Below are 23354 nucleotides of genomic sequence, written 5' to 3' on the forward strand. Positions count from 1 at the left end.
TTCTGTTTGGGCACTCAAGGGCCATGCCGCAGGAGCGGCGCACAGGCGCGGCGTTCAGTGCTCGCGCAAACGGGCCCGCAAACGCGCGATCGACTGGCTGTGCAACTGGCTCACGCGCGACTCGGTCACGCCCAGCACCGCCGCAATTTCCTTCAGGTTCATGTCGTGCTCGTAGTACATGCTCATCACGTACTGCTCGCGCTCGGGCAGCTTGTTGATCGCCTCGATCAGCGCGCTGCGCATGCGGTGGTCGCCCAACAGGGCTTGCGGGTCCGACTGCGCATCGGCCGGCAGGTAGCGGTCGAGGAAATTGTCCTCCTCGTCGCCCTTGGCCGACAGGTCTTCCAGATACACCAGCTGGGTGCCGCGCACCCGCGCCAGGGTTTCCTGGTAATCGGCCAGGCTCATGCCCAGTTCGTCGGCGATTTCCGACTCCTTGGGGCTGCGCGACAGGCGCTGCTCCAGCCGCTGCACCGCGTGTTCGATGTCTTTCTGCAGCTTGCGCGAGCCGCGCGACATCCAGTCGCCATCGCGCAGCTCGTCGAGCATGGCGCCGCGGATGCGCTGGCTGGCGAAGGTCTCGAACTGCACGCCCTGTGAGGGCTCGAAGCGGGCCAAGGCCTCGGTCAGGCCGATCATGCCAACCTGGATCAGGTCGTCCACCTCGACGCTGGCGGGCAGCTTGGCGATCATGTGGTGCGCCAGGCGGTGCACCAGCGGGCTGTATTGACGGAGTTGGGCGTCCCGGTCAAGCGTGCCTTTGGCGGTGTACATCTGGAACTCCGATGGTCTGATCGGCTGGGGTCGGGCAACGCGGGGCGCAGGTGTCATCATGGGCTCGGGTCTCGAATTCGTCGATCATCAGTGCGCTGTCGAGCAGTTTGAGCCAGCCCGATTCGGCCAGCCGACTGCCCAGGCTCCCGTGCCTGCTGGGATGATACCCCAGCGGCCAGACCGCGGGAACCCAGCCCAGGCGGCGTTCGCAGGTGTCGCGCAAAGCCTCGCGCACCTGCGCCAACCGGGCCGTGCCCTGCGGTTCGATGGCCATGTCCAGCAGCAGCACGATGGCCTGCAGGGCCGCAGCCTGCTGCAGCACCTTGACCGCGTTGTAGGCGCCCACCAGGGCGCTGGGCGCCTCGGTCAGCGCCACCAAGGGGCGCGCCTGGCTGTCGGCCAGCAGGGTGCTCAGGGCCGCCAGCGGGGCGTGCCACAGCACCACGCTGCCCGGCGGCACCCCCTCCAGCCAGCGCCGCAGCACGGCCCGGTGACCGGCACGGGCGTCGGCCACCGCCAGGCCGTGGGCACCTTCAAGCACCACCACCGGCAGTTCCAGCGCCTGGAAGCCCTGCTCCAGCCGCCACAGCAGTTCGAGCGATCGCTCGTCGTCGGCGCTGGCCACCACCGGCAGCACCCGGATCGGTGGCCGCAGCTCCAGGGCCTGCAGGCCGTGGGCCTGATCGCAGACGGTCTCAAGCATGCCAGGCATCCAGTTGCACGCCGGGCTGCACCGGGTCGGTGAAGAACAGCGCCAGCTCGCTGGCCTGCGGGTCCTGGGCGGATTTGCCACTGCTGCCCATGCTCATGCGCACCAGGGCCGCCGCGTCGGGACGCTGCCAGTCTTCGGGCACGCGCTGGCCGGTGCACAGGCCGCGCAGCACGACTTGGTGGCGGATCAGCGCGTCCACCGCCGGGCCCAGCTTGGCGGCCTCGTCCACCTTGGACAGGACGACGCCGTGCAAGCCGCTGTCCTTGTACGCGCCGAACACCTCGTCCAGGGTGTCGCCGTGGGCACCGGCGTTGAGCACCAGCAGCTTCTTGATGCTCGGGCTGGCCAGCAGCTCCATCATTTCCTGGATGCGCGGGTCCTTTTGGCCGAGGCCGGCGGTGTCGATGATGACCATGCGCTTGTTCGCCAGCAGCTCCAGCAGGTCCTGCAGGGCGGCGCGGTCGTGGGCCAGGTGGGCCACCACGCCGAGCATGCGGCCGTAGGTGCGCAGCTGTTCGTAACCGGCCACGCGGTAGGTGTCCAGCGTGATCAGGCCGACGCTGTTGGCGCCGTAGGCCTTGACGCACTGGGCGGCGAGCTTGGCGGCGGTGGTGGTTTTGCCCACACCGGTCGAGCCGATCAGGGCGAACACGCCGCCTTCGTCGCACAGGGCGCCGGCGTCGCGGGTGGTTTTCAGGTTGCGGGCCAGCACCTCCTGCACCCAGCGGAACGCATCGGCGGCGCCGTACTGCTCGGGCAGGCGCTCCATCACGGCGCGCGCCACGGTGGGCGAATAGCCGGAACGGATGAGCTTGAGCATCAGGTTGGACTGGATCGGGTCCTGCTTGGCCTGCCCCAGCCAGGCCAGGGTGTTGAAGCGCTCTTCCATCAGCGCCTTGAGGCCGTTGATCTGTTCGGCCAGGCGGGCGCCAGCCGGGGTTTCGGGCACCGCGGCGCCCTTGGCTTTGGACGCCGCCGGGGCGGCCGTGGGGCGGCCGAAGGGCAGGCTCATCGCGTCATCCGGCGCTGCCGCCGGGGCATTGCGGGGAGAGGCCACCGGGCGGGTTGGCGCCGCACTGGCCACGGGGCGTGCCGCCGGCTTGCACGCCACCGCCTCGGTGCCCTGCAAGGCCTCGCGGCGCTTGCGCAGCATGCGTTCGCGCACATAGTCCTGGAACGACAGGGTGCTCATGGCCAGGGTTTCGGTGTCCTGCGCCACGCTGCTACCGGCCGACACCGGGGGCAGTTGTTGGGCGGCACGTTGCTGCAGGCTCATGCCAGCGGGGCGTTCGGCGCGCGGGCCAGCCACCGGAGCCGTCGGCGGCTGGTGCGTCGTCAGGGTCGCCAGGTGCTCCTCGGCGGTGGCGACCACCTCGAAGCCCTGCTCGGTCGAGCGGCTCGACAAAATCACCGCGCTGTCGCCGAAGGCGGCTTTGGCCTGGGCCATGGCTTCGCGCGAATTGGAGGCAATAAAGCGTTGGGCGTTCATGCGGGTTCTCCCAGGATCGGGCCGATCCGGATCAGGTGGGTCTCAGGAATTTCGCTGTGCGCCAGCACTTGCAGGCGCGGGGCGGCACGGCGCAGCAGGCGCGCCATGGCGGAACGGATGGCGTCGGGCACCAGCAGGCAGGCGGGCACACCGGTTTCTTCTTGGCGGTTGGCCACTTTGGCGGCCGATTGGGTCAGCATGTCGGCCACGCCGGGGTCCAGGGCGGCCATGCCCTGGCCGCTCAGGGCCTGGGTCAGCAGCCGCTCCAGGCCGGGTTCGATGGCAATGACTTCCAGCTCGTTCACAGGGCCGTAGATCTGTTGCACGATGGCCGGGGCCAGGGCCTGGCGCACGCGCCGGGCCAGCTCGGCCGGGTCCTGCGCCTGGCCCGCGTGTTCGGCCAAGGCTTCGACGATGGTGCGGATGTCGCGGATGTTCACGTTCTCTTCCAGCAGCAGCTGGAGGACTTTCTGGAACACGCCGATCGACACCATTGCAGGAACCACTTCTTCGATGAGTTTGGGGGCCAACTTCGCCACGTGCGCCACCAGCTCCTGGGTCTCGGTGCGGCTCAGCAACTTGGCGGCGTGGACTTGCATCAAGTGTGACAAATGCGTGGCCAGCACGGTCTCCGAATCAACCACGGTGTAACCCGCCATTTGTGCGTTTTCCTTCTGGCGCTCGTCGATCCAGTGCGCCGGCAGGCCAAAGGCCGGGTCGGTGGTGGCGGTGCCGATCAGCGGCGTCTTGATGTGCCCCGGATTGATCGCCAGGTGCTGGCCGGGGAAGCACTCGCCCTCGCCCACCACCACCCCACGCAGGGTGATGCGGTAGGCGCTGGGGCGCAGCTCCAGGTTGTCGCGCACGTGCACCGCCGGCGGCAGGAAGCCCACCTCCTGCGCGAACTTCTTGCGCACGCCCTTGATGCGGGTCAGCAGGTCGCCCTGGCGGCTCTTGTCCACCAGGGGAATGAGACGGTAGCCCAGCTCCAGCCCGAGCAGGTCCACCGGCTGCAGGTCGTCCCAGGTGGCTTCGGCATCGGCCGCCGGCGCGGCCGCGGCCGCGGCCGCTTGTTGCGCCTGGACGTCCACGGCCGCGGGCTTGGCCTGCTCCCGCGCCAGCCAGTAGGCCACACCGCCGATGGCAAAGGCAAAGGTCAGGAACACCACGTGCGGCATGCCCGGCACCACGCCCAGCAGGAACAGCACCGTGGCCGTCACCGCCAGCACCCGCGGCGACATGAACATCTGCGACACGATCTGCTGGCCCAGTTCCTCGTCTTTGCCCACGCGCGACACCACCATGGCCGCGGCCACGGAAATCAGCAGGCCCGGGATCTGCGCCACCAGCGCATCGCCCACCGCCAGCACGATGTAGTGGTCCGCCGCCTGGCCGGCCGACAGGCCGTGCTGCAGCACGCCAATGGCAAAACCCCCGACGATGTTGATCAGCAGGATCAGGATGCCGGCGATGGCGTCGCCGCGCACGAACTTGGACGCGCCGTCCATGTTGCCGAAAAAGTCGGCCTCCTCGCCCACCTCGGAGCGGCGCTTCTTCGCCTCCTGCTGGTCGATCAGGCCAGCGTTCAGGTCGGCGTCGATCGCCATCTGCTTGCCCGGCATGGCGTCCAGAGTGAAGCGAGCACCCACTTCGGCGATACGCTCGGCACCCTTGGTGATCACCACGAAGTTGATCACCACCAGGATGACGAAGACGATCAGACCGACGGCGAAGTTACCGCCCACCAGGAAGGTGCCGAAAGCCTCGATCACCGCACCGGCGGCGCCCGGGCCGGTGTGGCCCTCCATCAGCACCACCCGGGTCGAGGCGACGTTGAGCGACAGGCGCAGCAAGGTGGTCAGCAGCAGCACCACCGGAAAGGCCAGGAAGTCCAGCGCCCGCTTCATGTAGGCGGCCACCATCATCACCGTCAGCGACAGCGCAATGTTGAGCGTGAAAAAGGTGTCGAGCAACCAGGCCGGCAGCGGCAGCACCATCATCGACAGCACCAGCATCACCAGGATGGGCGCAGCCAGCGCCGAACCGTGGCCACGGCCCTGGCCCAGCCAGTGCTGCATCTTTTGGAGGGAGGCGTTCATGCTTCAGGACTCCGGGAGCGTCTTCAATGGGCGGCGGCGGTGCGGCCGTGGTGCGGGTCCAGCTCCACCGGCACCTCGGGCTGTGGCACGGTGGTGGGCATCGGGCCCTGGCCACGCAGTGCGGCCTTCAGGCGGTACACATAGGCCAACACCTGGGCCACGGCCGTGAACAGCGCGGCCGGCACCTGCTGGTCGATCTCGGTGTGGGCGTACAGGGCACGCGCCAGCATCGGCGACTCCAGCACCGGCACCTGGTGGTCCTTGGCCATGTCGCGGATGCGCAGCGCGATCAGGTCCGCCCCCTTGGCGATGACGTGCGGCGCCACCATGGTCTTGTCGTCGTACTTCAGCGCCACGGCGTAGTGGGTCGGGTTCATCACCACCAGATCGGCCGACGGCACGCGGCTGACGCTGTTGCCCTGGGCGATCTCGCGCTGGCGCTGGCGCAGCTTGCCCTTGAGCTGCGGGTTGCCCTCGGACTCCTTGTGCTCGTCCTTCACTTCCTTGAGCGACATTTTGAGCTTGTTGGCGTGCAGGTAGCGCTGCAGCGGCACGTCGATGGCGGCGATCAGGAACACCACCGCCAGCAAGGTCCCCACCCCGGTGGTGAACCATTCGCCCAACTGGCTCATGGAGCTTTCCAGGGGGCGCATCAGCAACGTGCCGAACTCCGCCAGGTGACTGCGGACAAACATCGCCGCCACCACCGCCAGCAACACCGTGATCGCGGTCAGCTTGAGCACTTCGAAGAACTGCTGCTTCGAGAACAGCCGGCCAAAACCGCTGAGCAGGCCGATCTTGGAAAAGTCCGGCATCAGCGGCTTGACGCTGTAGGCGAAGGAGCCCGAAGCCACCATCGCGGCGGTGGCGACGGCGGCCACACCCAGGCCCAGGGGCAGGAAGAACATCAGCGCCTCGCCCACGGCCAACACCATGTACTCCAGGGCCGCCTCGGGATGGCGCACCGTATCGGCGTTGAAGGACAAGCCCAGGCGCATGGCCTGGCGCAGGCGTTCGTAGCCCCAGGGCACCAGCACCGACAGCGCCACCAAACCGCCCCCCAGCACCGCCAGGTGCGTCAGGTCGCGCGAGCGCGGCACCTGCCCATCCTCGCGCGCCTTCTTCAGGCGCTGCGGCGTGGCCGGCAGGTTTTTGTCTTGGGTGGAGGAGCTCATGGCGGTGCAACGAATCGTTCACCGCATTGTCTGGCGCAAGCCAGATTTCTAAAGCGCGATCAAGCCGGGAAAACCGGCCAATTCACCCCCGGACTCAGAAGCCGAGGCTGGACAGCAGGTCATCCACCTGCGCCTGGCTGGTGACCACGTCGGTGCGGCCTTCGGCATTGACCACCGGGCCGGACAAGGCCTCCCTGGACGCCGGCGTGCCACCGGTCCGGGCCTCACCGTCCAGGGCGTGCGGCGCGGCCTGCAGCAAAAGCTGCAACAACTGCTCTTCAATGGTCGCGGCCAGCGACACCACCTTCTTGATCACCTGGCCGGTCAGGTCGTGGAAGTCCTGGGCCATCATGATCTCGGTCAGGTGCTGGTCGGTGCGTTGCGCCCCGCGCTGGATCTGGTCCGACCACTCCATCAACTCGGGCATGGCCCATTTCAGGCCAGGCACCCCGCCGATGGTGTCGAGCAGGCGGGTGCTGCGTTCGATCACACCGTCCTGCTCGGCCTTGGCTTCGTCCACCCGGTTCAGCACCTTCTCGGCGGCCTCGCCAGTCAGGCGGGCGATGTACTCCAGACGGCTGCGCGCGTCCGGGAGTTCGTCCACCGCGCCCTTGAGCACCGGGGTGTAGCCCAACTCGTTCAGGGCATCGTGCAACTGGCGGGTGATGGCCCCCAGGCGCTGAAACATTTCGGCGGTCTGGTCCCCGGGCTGCGGGTTGTGGCTCATGCGCGGCCTCCTGTTACCAGCCCATCTTTTTGAAGATGTTGGCCAATTTTTCTTCCAGCGTGGCCTTGGTGAACGGCTTGACGATGTAGCCGGCCGCCCCACCCTGGGCCGCCGCGATGATGTCCTCCTTGCGCGCTTCGGCCGTCACCATCAGCACCGGGATGTGCTTGAGCTTGTCGTCGGACTTGATCTGGGTGAGCAGTTCGAAACCGTTCATGTTTGGCATGTTGATGTCGCTGACCACGAAATCGAACTTGCCGTTGCGCAGCTTGTGCAGCGCGGCCACGCCGTCCTCGGCCTCGTCGGCATCGGCGTGCCCGATTTCCTTGAGCAGGTTGCGCACGATGCGCCGCATCGTGGAAAAGTCGTCAACAATCAAAAAGCGCAATTCGGGCATACATGGCTCCGTCTGGGGAGGGCTCTAAGTGTAAGGCTTGGCGTGGCGGCTCAACGCGGTGCAGCCGCCGGGGGCGCCGGCAGGGACAAGGCCGGCCGGGGCGGCAGGGGCACGGTGGACACCACCGCGTTCACCGAAGTGGGGGCCAAACCGGCGGCCAAGGCGGGCGTGGGGCCGGGCGTGGGCGCCGCGGGCGCGCGGCTCAGGGGCGAACCCGGTTCCAGCACCGCTTCACCGTCCAGCCGGGTCGCGGCCTCGAACGACTGGTTCATGCGCGCCTCGGCGTCGCGGGTCATGACCAGGATGCTGATGCGCCGGTTGATCGGGTCGAATGGCTTGTCGCCCACCAGGGGCTGGCTCGAGGCCAGGCCAACGACGCGGGCCAGCTTGCCCTCGGGCAAACCCGCCGACACCAGTTCGCGGCGCGAGGCATTGGCCCGGTCGGCCGACAACTCCCAGTTGCTGTAGGCGCGTTCGCCGCTGCCGTAAGGCGTGGCGTCGGTGTGCCCGGACAAAGCGATGCGGTTGTCCACGTCGGTCAGGGCGTTGCCGATTTCGCGCAGGATGTCGCGCATGTAGGGCTGGACCAGCGCACTGCCCACGTTGAACATGGCGCGGTTCTGGTCGTCCACGATCTGGATGTTCAGACCGTCCTGCACCATCTCCAGCCGGATCTGGCTCTTGTACTCGGCCAGCTTGACGTTGGCGTTGATGACGTTGTCGATCTTCTGGCGCAGGCTGTCGATGCGTTCGCGGTCCTGGCGCATGGCCTCGGCGCGCGCCAGCTGGGCACCGATCTCGCGGGTCTTGAGCTCCACATCCCCGCTGGCGACTTCGCCCGTCTGCTTGCTCAGGTCGTCACCGCCCCCGGGCAGGATGCTGTGGCTGGCGCCGCTGCCCGGCCCACCCATCAAGGTCACCTTCAGCGGGGCGTTGAAATAGTCCGAAATGCCCTTGCGGTCGCCTTCCGTGGTCGAACCCAGCAGCCACATCAGCAGGAAGAAGGCCATCATCGCGGTCACGAAGTCGGCGTACGCGATCTTCCAGGCGCCGCCGTGCGCCGCGTGTCCGCCCTTCTTGACACGCTTGATGATGATGGGTTGCAGCGGCTTGCCCGAGGCGCTCATGGCAGTGCTTTACTTTTTCGTCTTGACGTGGGCTTCCAGCTCGGAGAAGGTGGGGCGCTCGGTGGAATAGAGCACCTTGCGCCCGAACTCGATGGCGGTCATGGGGGCGTAGCCCTGCATGCTGGCCAGCAGCGTGGTCTTGATGCACTGCAATTCCTTGGTCGCCTCTTCCACCTTCTGCTCCAGCAGACCGGCCAGGGGCTCGGCAAAGCCGTAGGCCAGGAAAATCCCCAGGAAGGTGCCCACCAGCGCCGAGCCGATCATCCCGCCCAGCACCGCCGGTGGCTGGCCCACGGACCCCATGGTGTTGACCACCCCCAGCACCGCCGCCACGATACCGAAGGCCGGCAGGGCGCCGGCCATGCGCTGCAGCGCCGCCACGGCCGCGTGTTCCTCGTGGTGGTGGGTGTCGATCTCGTTGTCCATCAGGGACTCGATCTCGTGCGCGTTCAGGTTGCCCGACACCATCATGCGCAGGTAGTCGGTCACGAACTCGACCACGTGGTGGTCGGTGCCGACCGTCGGGTATTTCTGGAACAGCGGCGAGGCCTCGGGGTTCTCCACGTCGCTCTCGATCGCCATCAGTCCTTCCTTGCGCGCCTTCTGCAGGATCTCGTACAACATGGCCAGCAACTCCATGTAGCGGTCCTTGGTGTACTGCGAGCCCTTGAAGCACTTGCCCAGACCGGCGGCGGTCTTTTTCACCACCTTCATCTGGTTGTTGGCCAGGAAGGCCCCCATGGCGGCGCCGAAGATGGTGATCATCTCGAAGGGCAAGGCCTTGAGGATCACGCCGATGTTGCCGCCGTGGACGATGAACACCCCGAACACACAACCGAGGGCTACCACCCACCCGATGATCACAAACATAAGCGTTCTGCCCTGATGACGTTGCTAAACCATTGTATCGGCAGCACGCCCCGGGACTTCAGGGCCACCGTCACCGCAGGCCCTGCCACGCCCGCGCGATGCGCCAGGCCCAGCGCCCGCCGCGAAACAGCTTCACCCCCCAGCCCCACGCCCGGCGCGGCCGGCGCCAGGCCCACCACAACAGCGCCAAGCCCGGCACCCAGGGGTGGGCACGCAGCCAGCGGGCGGCCTCGCGCGTCTGTTCGGCCACCGCAAATGCCGGCGCCAGGGCGGTACCGTGTTGCGCCAGGCGCTCCCGCAGGACGCCCGACCGGTGGACCAGTTCCAGCCGGCGGCGCCACAGCTCGGCAGGGCCGCTCATGGGCGCAGGCGCTCGGCGTCCTGGGCCAGTTCGGCGGCGCTGGCCTCGAACCAGCGCTCCTGGCGGCGCCAGGCGCGCACGGCACCGGCACAGGCCACAGCGCCCAGGGTGAGGAAGACCGTGGTGAACACCGCCAGGGCCAGCACCCGGTGGCTGTCCCAGAGCAGCACGGTGAGCAAGACCGCCAGGAACACCAGACCCAACACCAGCAACAGCACCGCGGCCAGGCCCAGGGTGAGCAGCGCGACCACGTCCAAGGCATGGCCGCGGGCCTCCACGGCCAGCAATTCCAGGCGCACGCGCAGCAACTCGGTGCCGTCGTGCAGCCAGCCCTTCAAACCGGCCAGCAGGGATTCGGATGGCCCGGCGTCAGCCATGGAGCAAGGGCATCAGCGCCACCCCAATGGGCTCAGCGGCGGCTGATCAGCATCCCGATCAGCAGGCCCGCACCGGCGGCGATCCCGATGGACTTCCAGGGGTGCTCGTGGACGTAGTGGTCGGTGGCCTTGGCCACCTCGCGGGTTTTTTCCTTGATCGCGTCTTCCGCGTCGGCCAGCTTGTGCCGGGCGGCCCGCAGGTTTTCCTGCATGCGCTCGCGCAAGGCGGCCACCTTTTCTCCGGTCTGGTGGGCGGTGGCGGCGAGCAGTTCTTCCGCGTCGGCGACCACGACCTTCAGGTCGGCGACGAGTTTGTCTTTGGGTTGCAGCGTGTTGTCCGTCATGAAAAACTCCCGAAAAACGGTGCAACCACTATATCAGGCAGAGGCCTTGGCCGCATCCGGATTGCGCAGGCGGATGTGCAGTTCGCGCAACTGCTTCTCGTCCACCGGGCTCGGCGCCTGGGTCAGCAGGCACTGGGCGCGCTGGGTCTTGGGGAAGGCGATCACGTCGCGGATGGAGTCGGCCTTGGTCATCAGGGTGATCAGGCGGTCCAGACCGAAGGCCAGGCCACCGTGCGGGGGCGCGCCGTACTGCAGCGCGTCCAGCAGGAAGCCGAACTTGATCTGCTGCTCGTCCGGGCTGATGTTCAGGGCCTGGAACACCTTGGCCTGCACGTCGGCGCGGTGGATACGCACCGAGCCACCGCCCAGCTCCCAGCCGTTCAAGACCATGTCGTAGGCCTTGGCGATGCACTGGCCGGGGTCGGTGTCCATGTAGTCTTCGTGGCCGTCTTTCGGGGCGGTGAAGGGGTGGTGCACGGCGTTCCAGCGGTGGCCTTCGTCGTCGTACTCGAACATCGGGAAATCCACCACCCACAGCGGCGCCCAGCGGTCTTCAAACAGACCGGTTTTCTTGGCGAACTCGCTGTGGCCGATCTTGATGCGCAGCGCACCGATGGCGTCGTTCACCACCTTGGCCTTGTCGGCGCCGAAGAACAGGATGTCACCGTTCTGCGCGCCAGAGCGCTGCAGGATGGCGGCGATGGCGGCGTCGTGCAGGTTCTTGACGATGGGCGACTGCAGACCGTCGCGACCCTGGGCCACGTCGTTGACCTTGATCCAGGCCAGGCCCTTGGCGCCGTAGATCTTGACGAATTCGGTGTACGCGTCGATCTCGGAGCGGCTCATCTCGGCGCCGCCCGGCACGCGCAGGGCCACCACGCGGCCGTTCTTGGCCTGCGCCGGGGCGCTGAACACCTTGAAATCGACGTCGGCCATCACGTCGGTCAGCTCGGTGAATTGGAGCTTGACGCGCAGGTCCGGCTTGTCCGAGCCGTACTTGAACATGGCCTCGGCGTAGGGCAGGATCGGGAACTCGCCCAGGTCCACGCCCATGGTGGTCTGGAACACGTGGGTGATCATGCCCTGGAACATCGCGCGGATGTCCTCTTCGGTCAGGAAGCTGGTTTCGATATCGATCTGGGTGAATTCCGGCTGGCGGTCGGCGCGCAGGTCCTCGTCGCGGAAGCACTTGGTGATCTGGTAGTAGCGGTCGTAGCCGGCCACCATCAGCAACTGCTTGAACAGCTGGGGCGACTGCGGCAACGCGAAGAACTGGCCGTCGTGCACGCGGCTGGGCACCAGGTAGTCGCGTGCGCCTTCGGGCGTGGACTTGGTCAGCATCGGGGTTTCGATGTCGATGAAACCGTTTTCGTCCAGGTACTTGCGCACCGCCATGGCCACCTTGTAACGCAGCATCAGGTTTTTCTGCATGTAGGGGCGGCGCAGGTCCAGCACGCGGTGCGTCAGGCGGGTGGTTTCGCTCAGGTGCTCGTCGTCGAGCTGGAACGGCGGAGTGACCGAGGCGTTGAGCACGGTGATCTCGTGGCACAGCACCTCGATCTTGCCGCTCTTCATGGCGTCGTTGGTGGTGCCTTCCGGGCGCGCGCGCACCAGGCCCTTGACCTGCACGCAGAACTCGTTGCGCAGGCCTTCGGCGGCCTTGAACATGTCGGGGCGGTCCGGGTCGCAGACCACCTGGACATAGCCTTCGCGGTCGCGCAGGTCGACGAAAATCACCCCGCCGTGGTCGCGGCGGCGGTTGACCCAGCCGCACAGGGTCACTTGCTGGCCCAGCAGGGCTTCGGTCACCAGACCACAGTATTCGCTACGCATTGCCATAAGGTTCAGCTTTCAGGAGAAATGTTCAGACCGGACCCACCGCCGGGGCCGCGGGTGCGGAAGCGGCGCCTTTGGCGCCGCCCGGGACGATCACGCCCATCGAAATCACATAGGTCAGCGCCTCGTCCACGCTCATGGCGAGTTCGATGCAGTCGCGCTTGTGCACCATCACGAAATAACCACCGGTGGGGTTGGGCGTGGTGGGCACGTAGAGGCTCAGGTAGTCCTGCGCCGGCAGGTGGCGCGCCACGTCGCCACCGGGTGCGCCGGTCAGGAAGCCGATGGTCCACAGGCCTTCGCGCGGCCACTGCACCAGCAGGGCCTTGCGGAAGGCGTTGCCCTTGTCGGACAACAGGGTGTCGGACACCTGCTTGACGCCGGAGTAGATGGAACGCACCACCGGGATGCGGTGCAAGAGCGCGTGCCACCAGTTGACCAGCCGGTTGCCGACGAAATTGGACGCCAAGGCGCCGATGGTCAGCACGATGGCCAGCGCCAGCAGCACCCCCAGCCCGGGGATGTGCATGCCCAGCCAGCGTTCCGGCTGCCACGCCTCGGGCAGGATGTTCAGGGTCTGGTCCAGGGTCGAAACCACCCAGTCCAGCACCCACAGGGTGATGATCAGGGGCACCAGAACCAGCAGGCCGGCCAGCAGCCATTTGCGCAGCGCAGCCATCAGGACCTCAATGGCAGGCGCAGGAACCGCCGCAGGCCGTGGAGGCGGCGGGGGCGCTGGACTCGCTGGCGGTCGAAGCCGGCGCGTCTGCGGTCGCGGTCGAGGCGGTGGCCGCCGCAGAAGTCCCGCCGCTGCCGCCGCGGAAGTCGGTGGCGTACCAGCCAGAGCCCTTGAGCTGGAAGCCGGCGGCGGTGAGCTGCTTGCGGAAGCTGGCCGCACCACAGGCCGGGCAATCGGTCAGCGGTGCGTCGGAGATTTTCTGCAGGACGTCCTTGGCGTGGCCGCAGGACTCGCATTTGTACGCGTAGATGGGCATGGCTGTTACCTAGGGGGGACCCACAATGGGGCAAGGGGCCTGTCGGCGACAGGAAACCCTTGATTATAAGTTGCACCCACTCACCACAGCCGCACACGCACCAGCAACTGCATGGCCAGCAGGCCGAGCACAAAACCCACCCCGCCGTAGAGGATGCCCTGCAACAGCCGGTTGGTGCGGCGTTGCTCCCGCACCAGTTCGCGCACCTCGCGCGCCACGTCGTCGCTGGGGCGCTGGCGCAGGTAGTCGTGCAGCAGGCGCGGCAACTCCGGAATCAGCTTGGCGTAGTGCGGCGCCTCGGCCCGGATCTGGTTCCACAACTTCTTGGGGCCCACCTGCTCGATCATCCACTTTTCGAGGAAGGGCTTGGCGGTGCTCCAGAGGTCGAGTTCCGGGTCCAGTTCGCGGCCCAGGCCCTCGATGTTGAGCAGGGTTTTCTGCAACAACACCAGCTGCGGCTGGATTTCGACCTTGAAGCGGCGCGACACCTGGAACAGGCGCATCAGCACCATGCCCAGGGAAATGTCCTTCAACGGCCGGTCGAAATAGGGCTCGCACACCGCGCGGATGCCGGCCTCCAGTTCGTCGACACGGGTGTCGGACGGCACCCAGCCGCTTTCCACGTGGAGTTCGGCCACGCGCTTGTAGTCGCGCCGGAAGAAGGCGGTGAAGTTCTGCGCCAAGTACTCTTTGTCGAATTGGGTGAGCGTGCCGACGATGCCAAAGTCCAGCGAGATGTAGCGCCCGAACGTGGCCGGCGCCAAACTGACCTGGATGTTGCCCGGGTGCATGTCGGCGTGGAAGAAGCCGTCGCGGAACACCTGCGTGAAGAAGATGGTGACGCCATCGCGCGCCAGCTTGGGGATGTCCACCCCGGCGGCGCGCAGGCGCTCGGTCTGGCTGATGGGCACACCCTTCATGCGCTCCATCACCAGCACCTCGCTGCGGCAGTGGTCCCAGTGCATCTCGGGGATCAGCACCAGGTCCAGGTCGGCCATGTTGCGGCGCAACTGCGCGGCGTTCGAGGCCTCGCGCACCAGGTCCAGCTCGTCGTGCAGGTACTTGTCGAACTCAGCCACCACCTCGCGCGGTTTCAGGCGCTTGCCGTCGGCCGAGAGCCGCTCCACCCAGCCGGCCATCAGGCGCATCAGGCCCAGGTCTTTTTCGATCACCGGCAGCATGTTCGGGCGCAGGACCTTGACGGCCACCTCGCGTCCGTCCATGAGCGTGGCGAAGTGCACCTGCGCGATCGAGGCACTGGCCACCGGCGTCAGGTCGAAGTCGGCGAACACCTCGTTCAAGCGCCGGCCAAACGCGCGCTCGATGGTGGCGACCGCCACCGGCGTCGGAAACGGCGGCACCCGGTCCTGCAATCGGGCCAGTTCTTCGGCGATGTCGGGCGGCAGCAGGTCGCGCCGGGTGGACAGCACCTGACCGAACTTGACAAAGATCGGCCCCAGGGCCTCCAGGGCCTCGCGCAGGCGTTGCCCGCGCGGCTGGCTCAGCTGGCGGCCCAGGCCGACGAGGCGGCGCAAGGCCCGCACCGCGGGGTGCGGGAAACCCGAGAGGACCAGGTCGTCCAGCCCATGGCGCCACACCACCCAGACGATGAACAGGCCACGCAAAAAACGGGTCATGGGGCCGCCGTCCCGTCGGCCGCGCCCGGGGCAGTGCGCGCCTTCCAGGCGCCGGCCCGGTCCACGGCCGAGGCGGCAAACCCTTTGAGCCCCCCGGCCAGGGTGCGCGCCGCACCGACCAGGGTGTGGGCCGCGGCGTCACCCAGCAGGCGCGCCAGGTCTTCCTCCACGTCCCAACGCACGTTGTCCACCAGCCAGGCCACCTCGGCGGCGAGCTGCACGTCGCCCTGGATGTCGACCGCCGGCTTGCGCCCGGCCAGCACGGCCTGCGCCAGCGACCACGGCGACGCCTCGGTCAGGCGCAGACGCAGATCGGGCTCGACCGACGGGGCGGCCACCGCCAGCAAGCCGGCGGCAGAGGCCTGCCACCACAGGTCCACGCCGTTCCAGGCGGCGTGCACCGTCTTGCCCTGCTGGCGGCGCAGACGGTCCATGGCCTGTGGTTCCTGCATCAGCACGTGGTTGAGCAGCAGGACGAGGCGGTTGCGCAATTCGGACTGCAGCCAGGCGGGCGGTGGCGGCAGACCACCGGCCAGACCGCGCAAGGCCTCGACCGGCGGAAACAAAAACGGGGGCTTGGTCATAGCCCCCGATTTTGACGGATAAAGCGCCGCGCGCTCACTGCAGGGCCTGCACCCCCGCCACCAGCCAGCCGCCCGGACCGGACATGGGCCGGGTGATGTTCCAGACCTCGCGGAAGGGGTTGGGGCCGGCCGCGGGCTCCTCGCGGATCATGCCGGAGAACTCCACGCTGGCCATGTACTCGCCGTCCAGTTCCTCGATGCCCAGCAGCTGGGCGTCCAGCATCTCGACTTCGGTGCGGTTGGCGGCGGCGCCGGTGTGGGCTTCGCGCTCGGCCAGCTGGGCCTGGATCTGGGCGATCATCTCGTCGGTCATCATGGCGCGCAGGGCCGGGATGTCGGCGCGGTCCCAGGCGTCCTGCAGCTTGACGAAGTTGGCCTTGGACGCGCGCAGAAAGCCTTCGACGTCGAAGCCGGCCGGGATGCCCCAGGTTTGCGGGCCATTCAGGGCCGAGCCGATCAGGCTCCCGCCCTGGGCCGGTGCGTCGGTCCCGGCCGCACCGAACACGGTGTTGCTGCGTTCCCAGGGACGGGCCGAGGCGTCGTTGCCCACGTTCTGCGGGCTGTAGCTGCGTGCGGCGACCGGTTCGGTCGCTGCGCCAGCCCCCTGGAATGCCAAGGGCGAACGCGAGGCCGGCGCGGCCGCCGACCGCGAGCGCCGCACCATGCCGATGACCGCGAAGATGGCCACGGCCGCCAGCGCGATCAGCAGGAACTGGGCGAAGCCTTCACCGAAACCCAGCGACGAAGCCAGCCACGCCAGCCCCAGGCCGGCGGCCAACCCGCCCAGCATGGCGCCCCAAGGGCGCTTGGGCTGGGCCGCGGCAGGCGCGGGCGCCGGACGCGTGGCCGCGTTCTGGGTAGCCCCCTGGGTGGGCGTGGGGCTGGTGGGGGCCGGCGCGGTGGGCGCGGTGCTGCGCTGCGTCACGTTGCTCGACTGCTTGCCGAACGACGAACCGCCGCCCATGCGCTTGGCCCACGCCTCGTGCGAGCCCAGGGCCATTGCGCACACCAGAATTGCTGTCCAGACTTTCATGTCTCTCTCACCTGTTTTGTCGTTTCAATGTTCACGCTTCAGCACTTGATGCCCACGTGCAAGGCCGTCACACCGGCCGTGAGGTTGTGCACGTCCACATGCCCGAAACCCGCCTCGCGCATCATGCCGCGCAGGGTTTCCTGGTCGGGGTGCATGCGGATCGATTCGGCCAGGTAGCGGTAGCTGGCCTCGTCTTTGGCCACCCACTTGCCCAGTTTCGGCAAAATGTTAAAGCTGTACCAATCGTAGGCTTTTTCCAGGGGCGGTGCCACCTTGGAAAACTCCAATACCAGCAACTTGCCACCGGGCCTGAGTACCCGATTCATTTCGCGCAGCGCAAGTTCCTTGTGCGTCATGTTGCGCAGGCCAAAGGCCACGGTGACGATGTCGAAATGGCCGTCGGAGAAGGGCAGGTGCTCGGCGTCGCAGACCAGCGTGGGCAAGGCCAGGCCCTTGTCGAGCAGGCGGTTGCGACCCTCGCGCAGCATGGCCTCGTTGATGTCGGTGTGCACGACCGTGCCGGTGGGCGCCACCAGGGGAGCAAAGGCCAGGCCGAGGTCGCCGGTACCGCCGGCGATGTCGAGCACGCGGTCGCCCGGGCGCGGGTGGGCCACGGTGATGGCGTAGCGCTTCCACAAGCGGTGCAGGCCGGCCGACATCAGGTCGTTCATGATGTCGTAGTTGGAAGCGACCGAGTCGAACACGCCGCGCACGTGGCGCGCCTTGTCGCGCTCGTCCACCGTCTGGAAACCGAAATGGGTCTGGCTCATGGGGAAGATGTTAGGCGATGCGGGGGTGTCGCTCAATGGTGGTGGCCGCAGGCGGAGGCGGCCTTCTCGGGCATGGGGGCGTCGCGGCCGACGCCGGCTTCGGCCAAGCGGCGCTCGTAGTCGGCCCAGAGTTCGGCCTGCTGCGCCCCCAAAAAGTACAGGTAGTCCCAGCTGAAAATGCCGCTGTCGTGCCCGTCAGAGAACGTGGGCTGGACCGCGTAGTTGCCCACCGCCTCCAGCGCCACGATGCCGACCTCGCGCTTGCCGGTCTGCAACACCTCCTGCCCCGGGCCGTGGCCCTGCACCTCGGCGGAGGGCGAGTACACCCGCATCAGCTCGAACGGGATGCGAAAGTGCGCACCGTCGGAAAACGCGACTTCCAGCACGCGCGACTGGCTGTGCACGGTGATGTCCTGCGGGGTGGGGGTTTGCTTGTCCAGGCCGGCCATGGGGGGTCTCCGGTGAAGTCAGTTCGGTGGGTCGGTGAAGGCGGCGGCCAACGCAGTGGCCAGAGCGGCGTCGCAGGCGGGCAGGCGCGCGCGCAGCTCGGCCAGTCGGTCGGCATCGGCCGAGCGGGTGGCGGGCGCCCACAGGGGCGCGGGAAAGCGACTGTCCCAGTCGTGGCGGGCCACCACGTGCCAGTGCAGGTGCGGCACCGCATTGCCCAGCGCCGCCAGGTTGACCTTGGTGGGCCGAAGGTGTTCACGCACCACACGCTCCACGGCCGTGACGGCGCGCATGCACAGGACCTGGTCGGCTTCGCTCAGGTCGGACCACTCGGCCACGTGCGCGTTCCAAACCACGCGGTAGAAGCCAGGAAAGTCGTCGGCATCCGCGCCGGTCGCGCGGATGACGCGGAAGCGCACGTGGCGGGCGATCAGCCGTCCACCGTCCTCGCGGCACAGCGGGCAATCAGCGGCCGACGGCGCCACCGGAGGCACGCTCACACCAGCACCCGCTCGATGCCGCCGGCGTTGGCGCGGGCCACGTAGTCGGGCATCCAGTTCTCGCCCAGGATCTGGTTGGCCATCTCGACGACGATGTAGTCCGCTTCCAGCAGGCCGTTGTTCAGGTCGTCGCCGTAGCGGCTCAGGCCCTGGTAGCAGCTCGGGCAGCTGGTGAGGATCTTGGTCTTGCCCTGGGGCGCGGCCACGCCGTTCTTTTCGGCCAGCGCGGCCAGTTGCACCGCGTTTTTGTTCAGTTCCTCTTCCTTGCGAAAGCGCACCTGGGTGGACACATCGGGTCGGGTCACGCCCAGTGTGCCGGACTCGCCACAGCAGCGGTCGGCCTTGACCACCGTGTCACCCACCAGCGCCTTGACCGTTTTCATCGGGTCCTGCAGCTTCATCGGGGTGTGGCAGGGGTCGTGGTACAGGTAGGCGCCCTTGGGCTCCAGGGTGATGCCCTTTTCCAGCAGGTACTCGTGGATGTCGATGATGCGGCAGCCGGGGAAGATCTTGTCGAACTCGTAGCCCTGCAGCTGGTCGTAACAGGTGCCGCAGCTCACCACCACGGTCTTGATGTCGAGGTAGTTGAGCGTGTTGGCCACGCGGTGGAACAGCACCCGGTTGTCGGTGATGATCTTTTCGGCCTTGTCGAACTGGCCCGAGCCTTTTTGCGGGTAGCCGCAGCACAGGTAACCCGGCGGCAGCACGGTCTGCACCCCGGCGTGCCACAACATGGCCTGGGTGGCCAGGCCGACCTGGCTGAACAGGCGCTCCGAGCCGCAGCCGGGGAAGTAGAACACCGCTTCCGTGTCGGCCGTGGTGGCCTGCGGGTTGCGGATGATGGGCACGTAGTCCGAGTTCTCGATGTCCAGCAGCGCGCGCGCCGTCTTCTTGGGCAGGCCGCCCGGCAGCTTCTTGTTGATGAAGTGGATCACCTGCTCTTTGATCGGCGCCGGGCCGACCGTGGCCGGCGGCGCGCCGGTCTGCTTGCGCGCCAGGCCCTTGAGCAGGTTGTGCGCAAAACGCTGCGCCTTGAAGCCCACGCCCACCATGGCGCTGCGCGCCAGCTTGATGGTTTCGGGGTTGGTGGCGTTGAGCATGAACATGGCCGCCGCGTTGCCGGGGCGCCAGGTTTTCTGGCCCATCTTGCGCAACAGGTTGCGCATGTTCATGGACACGTCGCCGAAGTCGATCTTCACCGGGCACGGCGTGTAGCACTTGTGGCACACGGTGCAGTGGTCGGCCACGTCCTCGAACTCTTCCCAGTGCTTGATGCTGATGCCTCGGCGGGTCTGCTCTTCGTACAGGAAGGCCTCGACCAGCAGGGAGGTGGCCAGAATCTTGTTGCGCGGCGAGTACAGCAGGTTGGCGCGCGGCACGTGGGTGGAGCACACCGGCTTGCACTTGCCGCAGCGCAGGCAGTTCTTGACTGAATCGGCGATGGCGCCGATGTCGCTCTGCTGCATGATGAGCGATTCGTAGCCCATCAGACCGAAGCTGGGGGTGTAGGCCATGCTCAGGTCGGCGCGGCGCTGGTCGGGCGCGCCGAAGACCGCGCCGTCGCGCAGCAGCTTGCCCTTGTTGAAGCGGCCTTCCGGATCCACCTTCTGCTTGTAGCCGGCGAACGGGGCCAGCTCCTCGTCGGTCAGGTACTCCAGCTTGGTGATGCCGATGCCGTGCTCGCCCGAAATCACGCCGTCCAGGCTGCGCGCCAGCACCATGATGCGGCCCACCGCCTCGTGCGCGGTTTGCAGCATCTCGTAGTCGTCGCTGTTGACGGGGATGTTGGTGTGCACGTTGCCATCGCCAGCGTGCATGTGCAGCGCCACCCAGACGCGGCCCTTGAGCACGCGCTTGTGAATGGCCTTGCACTCGTCCAGCACCGGGGCAAACACGCTGCCGGTGAAGATGCCGCGCAACGCTTCGCGGACCTGGGTTTTCCAGCTCGCGCGCAGGCTGTAGTCCTGCAACTGCTCGAAGAAGGTGCGGCCGGTGTCGGGCTGGGTCACGTCCAGACCGTCCATCCAGCGCTGCCACAGGTCGCGCGTCTCGCGCACCACGGCCAGGGCGCGTTCGGCGTGCTCCTGCACGGTTTCGGCCGAAGGCATGTCGGCGGCTTCTTCGACCTTGCCCAGAGGCAGGTTTCCACGTTGGAAGAACGCTTCCAATTCCTGCGCCAGCTTGACCTTGTTGCGCAGGCTGAGTTCGATGTTGATGCGCTCGATGCCCAGGGTGTACTCGCCCATGCGCGGCAGCGGGATCACCACGTCTTCGTTGACCTTGAAGGCGTTGGTGTGTTTGCTGATGGCGGCGGTTTTCTTGCGGTCGGCCCAGAACTTCTTGCGCGCGTCGGCGCTGATGGCGGTGAAGCCTTCGCCGGCGCGGCCGTTGGCCAGGCGCACCACCTCGCTGGCGGCACGGGCCACGGCGTCCGGGTCGTCGCCCACGATGTCGCCAATGAGCACCATCTTGGGAAAGCCGCCGCGCTTGCTCTTGGTGGTGTAGCCCACGGCGCGCAGGTAGCGGTCGTCCAGGTGTTCCAGGCCGGCCAGCAGCACGCCGCTGCGCTTTTGCTCGGCGAACATGTAGTCCTTGATCTCGACGATCGAAGGCACGCCATCTTTCGGATTGCCAAAGAACTCCAGGCACACGGTGCGGGTGTGCTCGGGCATGCGGTGCACCACCCAGCGCGCGCTGGTGATGAGGCCGTCACAGCCTTCTTTCTGCACGCCCGGCAGGCCGGCCAGGAATTTGTCGGTCACGTCCTTGCCCAGGCCTTCCTTGCGGAAGGTTTTGCCCGGAATGTCCAGCCGCTCGGTGCGGATCAGCGTCTTGCCATCGGCCTGGAAGTATTGCAGCTCAAAACTGGCCACGTCCACGTCGTGGATCTTGCCCAGGTTGTGGCCCACGCGGGTCACTTCCAGCCACTCGGCGTCGGGCGTGACCATGCGCCAGCTGGCCAGGTTGTCCAGCGCGGTGCCCCACAGCACGGCTTTTTTGCCGCCGGCGTTCATGGCGATGTTGCCGCCCACGCACGAGGCTTCGGCACTGGTCGGGTCCACCGCGAACACAAAGCCGGCGCGCTCGGCCGCGTCGGCCACGCGCTGGGTCACCACCCCGGCTTCGGTGTGAATCGTGGGCACTTGGTGGTCCACGCCCGGCAGGTCGATCAGCTCGACCTCGGTCATGGCTTCGAGCTTTTCGGTGTTGATGACCGCGCTCTTCCACGTCAGCGGAATGGCGCCGCCGGTGTAGCCGGTGCCGCCGCCGCGCGGCACGATGGTCAGGCCCAGCTCGATGCAGCCCTTCACCAGCCCGGCCATTTCGGCCTCGGTGTCGGGGGTGAGCACCACAAAGGGGTATTCCACGCGCCAGTCGGTGGCGTCGGTCACGTGGCTGACGCGGCTCAGGCCGTCGAACTTGATGTTGTCCTTGGCGGTGTGGCGGCGCAGGGTTTTTCCCACGCGCTGGCGCAGGTCGGCCATGTCGTCGAACAGCGCGGCAAAGGCGCCCACCGCCTGCGCGGCCGCGGCCAGCAACTCGCCCACCAGCGCATCGCGCTCGCCATCTTCCTGCGGGCGGCGGCGCTTCTCGATCTCGCTCAGGCGGTGGCGCAGCGCCTCCACCAGCGCGGCGCGGCGCTTGGGGTTGTCCAGCAGGTCGTCGTGCAGGTAGGGGTTGCGCTGCACCACCCAGATGTCGCCCAGCACCTCGTACAGCATGCGCGCCGAACGGCCGGTGTGGCGCTCCTGGCGCAACTGGTTGAGCACGTCCCAGGCGCGGGAACCCAGCAGGCGGATGACGATTTCCCGGTCGGAGAACGAGGTGTAGTTGTACGGGATTTCGCGCAGGCGCGGCGCGTCGTCGGCGGCGGCGAGCAGGTGCTGGATCGGGGTGGGCGCGTTCATGGTGGCAAGCAGTCTCGGCCAATTCGGGCCAATGGACAGGGTGGGAGATGTTACCGCAGCGCAACATGCGCGACACCCGCCAGCGGCCAAGGCAACACTGGGATCAGGGCCTCGGGCGCACAATCGCCCGTATGCCACACACACCGCCTTCCTGGCCTTACCCGCGCTGGATCGCACACCGCGGCGCCGGCACGCAAGCCCCGGAAAACACCCTGGCGGCCTTCCGTCTGGGGGTGGGCCGGGGCTACCGCATGGTGGAATGCGATGTGCAACTGAGCGCCGAGGGCCTGCCTTTTTTGCTGCACGACGCCACCCTGGACCGCACCACCAACGGCCACGGGCCGGCCCACGACCGGCACTGGGCCGAGCTGCAAGCCCTGGACGCCGGCGCCTGGCACAGCCCCGCCCACCGCGGCGAGCGCCTGCCCAACTTGGACGCGGTGGCGCGCTTCTGCCACAGCCAAGGCTGCGCCATCAACCTGGAACTCAAACCCGCCCCGGGCACGGAAACCCAGACGGGCCAAGCGGTGGCGCAACGGGTGCGGGCCCTCTGGGCGGGCCAGGCGGGGCCGCCGCCCTTGCTCACCTCGTTCCAGCCGGCCGCACTGGAAGCCGCGCGACAGGCCGCCCCCGAACTGCCGCGCGGGCTGCTGCTGGACCGGTGGTGGCCAGGCGCGTGGGACACGGCGTCGGGCCTGGAAGTGGCGTGCGTGGTGGCCCAGCACAGCCTCTGGTCGGTCGATGCGGTGGCGCATGCTCACAACTGGGGCTGGCGGGCGCTGGCCTACACCGTGAACGACCCCGAGGTCGCGTCTACCCTCCAGGCCTGGGGGGTGGACGGCCTCATCACCGACCGGATCGACACCTTGGGGCCGTGAACCCGCTCAACGGCGGCCACGCCACCAGGCCACCGCCGCGCCCAGCACCAGCACCAGCACGGCGTAGGTGCTCATCTTGCCGTCGCGGCCATGGACCAGCAGGCCGGCCAGCAGCACCGCCAGGCCCAGGCCGGTCAGCACCGCCCACACCCGTGCGCAGCGCTGCGCACGCGGGCCGGCCAGCGCCAGACCGCGCCAGCCGACGGCGGCGGGCGTCAACAGCGCCGCCAGCACCAGCGCCGGCGCGATGAAATTCAGCAGATGCCAGAGAAAACCCAGAACGCCCATCGGCACAAGCCCGGACAAGCCGGGTC

At 67.7% G+C, this 23354-nt stretch carries 24 protein-coding genes; 1 reads left to right on the forward strand and 23 read right to left on the reverse strand.

What is annotated here, in order from left to right; genetic code table 11:
* Window positions 1-54: 54 nt before the first annotated feature.
* The 22 genes from CON77_RS01520 to CON77_RS01625 form a co-directional block, all read right to left on the reverse strand.
* Complete coding sequence (locus CON77_RS01520) at window positions 55-774, reverse strand: RNA polymerase sigma factor FliA (RefSeq protein ID WP_101047129.1); 720 nt, start codon at window positions 772-774, stop codon at window positions 55-57.
* Complete coding sequence (locus CON77_RS01525) at window positions 749-1477, reverse strand: hypothetical protein (RefSeq protein ID WP_157826820.1); 729 nt, start codon at window positions 1475-1477, stop codon at window positions 749-751. Before CON77_RS01525 ends, CON77_RS01520 begins: the two co-directional genes overlap by 26 nt.
* Window positions 1470-2975, reverse strand: coding sequence for a flagellar biosynthesis GTPase FlhF (gene flhF / locus CON77_RS01530; protein WP_101047133.1), 1506 nt, complete (start codon window positions 2973-2975; stop codon window positions 1470-1472). Before flhF ends, CON77_RS01525 begins: the two co-directional genes overlap by 8 nt.
* Complete coding sequence (gene flhA, locus CON77_RS01535; RefSeq protein WP_232788365.1) at window positions 2972-5053, reverse strand: flagellar biosynthesis protein FlhA; 2082 nt, start codon at window positions 5051-5053, stop codon at window positions 2972-2974. Before flhA ends, flhF begins: the two co-directional genes overlap by 4 nt.
* 44 nt (window positions 5054-5097) lie before the next feature.
* Window positions 5098-6249, reverse strand: coding sequence for a flagellar biosynthesis protein FlhB (gene flhB / locus CON77_RS01540; RefSeq protein WP_101047137.1), 1152 nt, complete (start codon window positions 6247-6249; stop codon window positions 5098-5100).
* A 94-nt stretch (window positions 6250-6343) separates the two neighbouring features.
* On the reverse strand, window positions 6344-6976 hold the full coding sequence (locus tag CON77_RS01545) for a protein phosphatase CheZ (protein WP_101047139.1): 633 nt from the start codon (window positions 6974-6976) through the stop codon (window positions 6344-6346).
* Window positions 6977-6989: 13 nt separating this feature from the next.
* Complete coding sequence (cheY, locus tag CON77_RS01550) at window positions 6990-7373, reverse strand: chemotaxis response regulator CheY (protein WP_101047141.1); 384 nt, start codon at window positions 7371-7373, stop codon at window positions 6990-6992.
* Window positions 7374-7423: 50 nt separating this feature from the next.
* The gene (gene motB / locus CON77_RS01555) at window positions 7424-8500 is read right to left on the reverse strand and encodes a flagellar motor protein MotB (protein ID WP_101047143.1); all 1077 of its coding nucleotides are present in this window, start codon (window positions 8498-8500) and stop codon (window positions 7424-7426) included.
* Window positions 8501-8509: 9 nt separating this feature from the next.
* On the reverse strand, window positions 8510-9370 hold the full coding sequence (gene motA, locus CON77_RS01560) for a flagellar motor stator protein MotA (RefSeq protein ID WP_101047145.1): 861 nt from the start codon (window positions 9368-9370) through the stop codon (window positions 8510-8512).
* Between the two features lie 70 nt (window positions 9371-9440).
* On the reverse strand, window positions 9441-9731 hold the full coding sequence (locus tag CON77_RS01565) for a YqjK-like family protein (protein ID WP_101047147.1): 291 nt from the start codon (window positions 9729-9731) through the stop codon (window positions 9441-9443).
* Complete coding sequence (locus CON77_RS01570) at window positions 9728-10108, reverse strand: phage holin family protein (RefSeq protein ID WP_101047148.1); 381 nt, start codon at window positions 10106-10108, stop codon at window positions 9728-9730. The genes CON77_RS01565 and CON77_RS01570 overlap by 4 nt, the downstream gene beginning before the upstream one ends.
* Window positions 10109-10140: 32 nt before the next feature.
* Window positions 10141-10452 (reverse strand): ElaB/YgaM/YqjD family protein, encoded by a 312-nt coding sequence (locus CON77_RS01575; protein WP_101047150.1) that lies wholly within the window; start codon window positions 10450-10452, stop codon window positions 10141-10143.
* 33 nt (window positions 10453-10485) lie between these two features.
* A complete protein-coding gene (aspS, locus tag CON77_RS01580) occupies window positions 10486-12291 on the reverse strand; it encodes an aspartate--tRNA ligase (RefSeq protein WP_101047152.1) in 1806 nt (601 codons plus the stop codon).
* 25 nt (window positions 12292-12316) lie between these two features.
* Complete coding sequence (locus CON77_RS01585; protein ID WP_101047154.1) at window positions 12317-12967, reverse strand: DUF502 domain-containing protein; 651 nt, start codon at window positions 12965-12967, stop codon at window positions 12317-12319.
* A gap of 7 nt (window positions 12968-12974) precedes the next feature.
* The gene (locus tag CON77_RS01590) at window positions 12975-13283 is read right to left on the reverse strand and encodes an FmdB family zinc ribbon protein (protein WP_101047156.1); all 309 of its coding nucleotides are present in this window, start codon (window positions 13281-13283) and stop codon (window positions 12975-12977) included.
* Window positions 13284-13363: 80 nt separating this feature from the next.
* Window positions 13364-14920, reverse strand: a complete 1557-nt coding sequence (gene ubiB / locus CON77_RS01595) for a ubiquinone biosynthesis regulatory protein kinase UbiB (protein ID WP_101047158.1) — start codon at window positions 14918-14920, stop codon at window positions 13364-13366.
* Window positions 14917-15504: a hypothetical protein gene (locus CON77_RS01600; protein ID WP_101047160.1), complete on the reverse strand. Its 588-nt coding sequence runs from the start codon at window positions 15502-15504 to the stop codon at window positions 14917-14919. Before CON77_RS01600 ends, ubiB begins: the two co-directional genes overlap by 4 nt.
* 34 nt (window positions 15505-15538) lie before the next feature.
* Window positions 15539-16537: a Tim44 domain-containing protein gene (locus tag CON77_RS01605; RefSeq protein ID WP_101047162.1), complete on the reverse strand. Its 999-nt coding sequence runs from the start codon at window positions 16535-16537 to the stop codon at window positions 15539-15541.
* Between the two features lie 38 nt (window positions 16538-16575).
* Window positions 16576-17307, reverse strand: a complete 732-nt coding sequence (gene ubiE / locus CON77_RS01610; RefSeq protein WP_101047164.1) for a bifunctional demethylmenaquinone methyltransferase/2-methoxy-6-polyprenyl-1,4-benzoquinol methylase UbiE — start codon at window positions 17305-17307, stop codon at window positions 16576-16578.
* Window positions 17308-17339: 32 nt separating this feature from the next.
* The gene (locus tag CON77_RS01615) at window positions 17340-17756 is read right to left on the reverse strand and encodes a gamma-butyrobetaine hydroxylase family protein (protein WP_101047166.1); all 417 of its coding nucleotides are present in this window, start codon (window positions 17754-17756) and stop codon (window positions 17340-17342) included.
* Between the two features lie 18 nt (window positions 17757-17774).
* On the reverse strand, window positions 17775-18254 hold the full coding sequence (locus tag CON77_RS01620; RefSeq protein WP_232788362.1) for an HIT family protein: 480 nt from the start codon (window positions 18252-18254) through the stop codon (window positions 17775-17777).
* The gene (locus CON77_RS01625) at window positions 18251-22162 is read right to left on the reverse strand and encodes a DUF3683 domain-containing protein (RefSeq protein WP_101047170.1); all 3912 of its coding nucleotides are present in this window, start codon (window positions 22160-22162) and stop codon (window positions 18251-18253) included. The genes CON77_RS01620 and CON77_RS01625 overlap by 4 nt, the downstream gene beginning before the upstream one ends.
* 131 nt (window positions 22163-22293) lie before the next feature.
* On the opposite strand from CON77_RS01625, the gene ugpQ reads away from it, so the two are divergent.
* Window positions 22294-23040: a glycerophosphodiester phosphodiesterase gene (gene ugpQ, locus CON77_RS01630; RefSeq protein WP_101047172.1), complete on the forward strand. Its 747-nt coding sequence runs from the start codon at window positions 22294-22296 to the stop codon at window positions 23038-23040.
* A 6-nt stretch (window positions 23041-23046) separates the two neighbouring features.
* Here the strand turns inward: ugpQ and CON77_RS01635 are convergent, their stop codons facing one another.
* Window positions 23047-23328, reverse strand: a complete 282-nt coding sequence (locus CON77_RS01635; RefSeq protein ID WP_101047174.1) for a hypothetical protein — start codon at window positions 23326-23328, stop codon at window positions 23047-23049.
* Window positions 23329-23354 lie beyond the last annotated feature (26 nt).

The organism is Macromonas nakdongensis (assembly GCF_002837145.1).
In the GTDB taxonomy this organism is placed as follows: domain Bacteria; phylum Pseudomonadota; class Gammaproteobacteria; order Burkholderiales; family Burkholderiaceae_C; genus Macromonas_B; species Macromonas_B nakdongensis.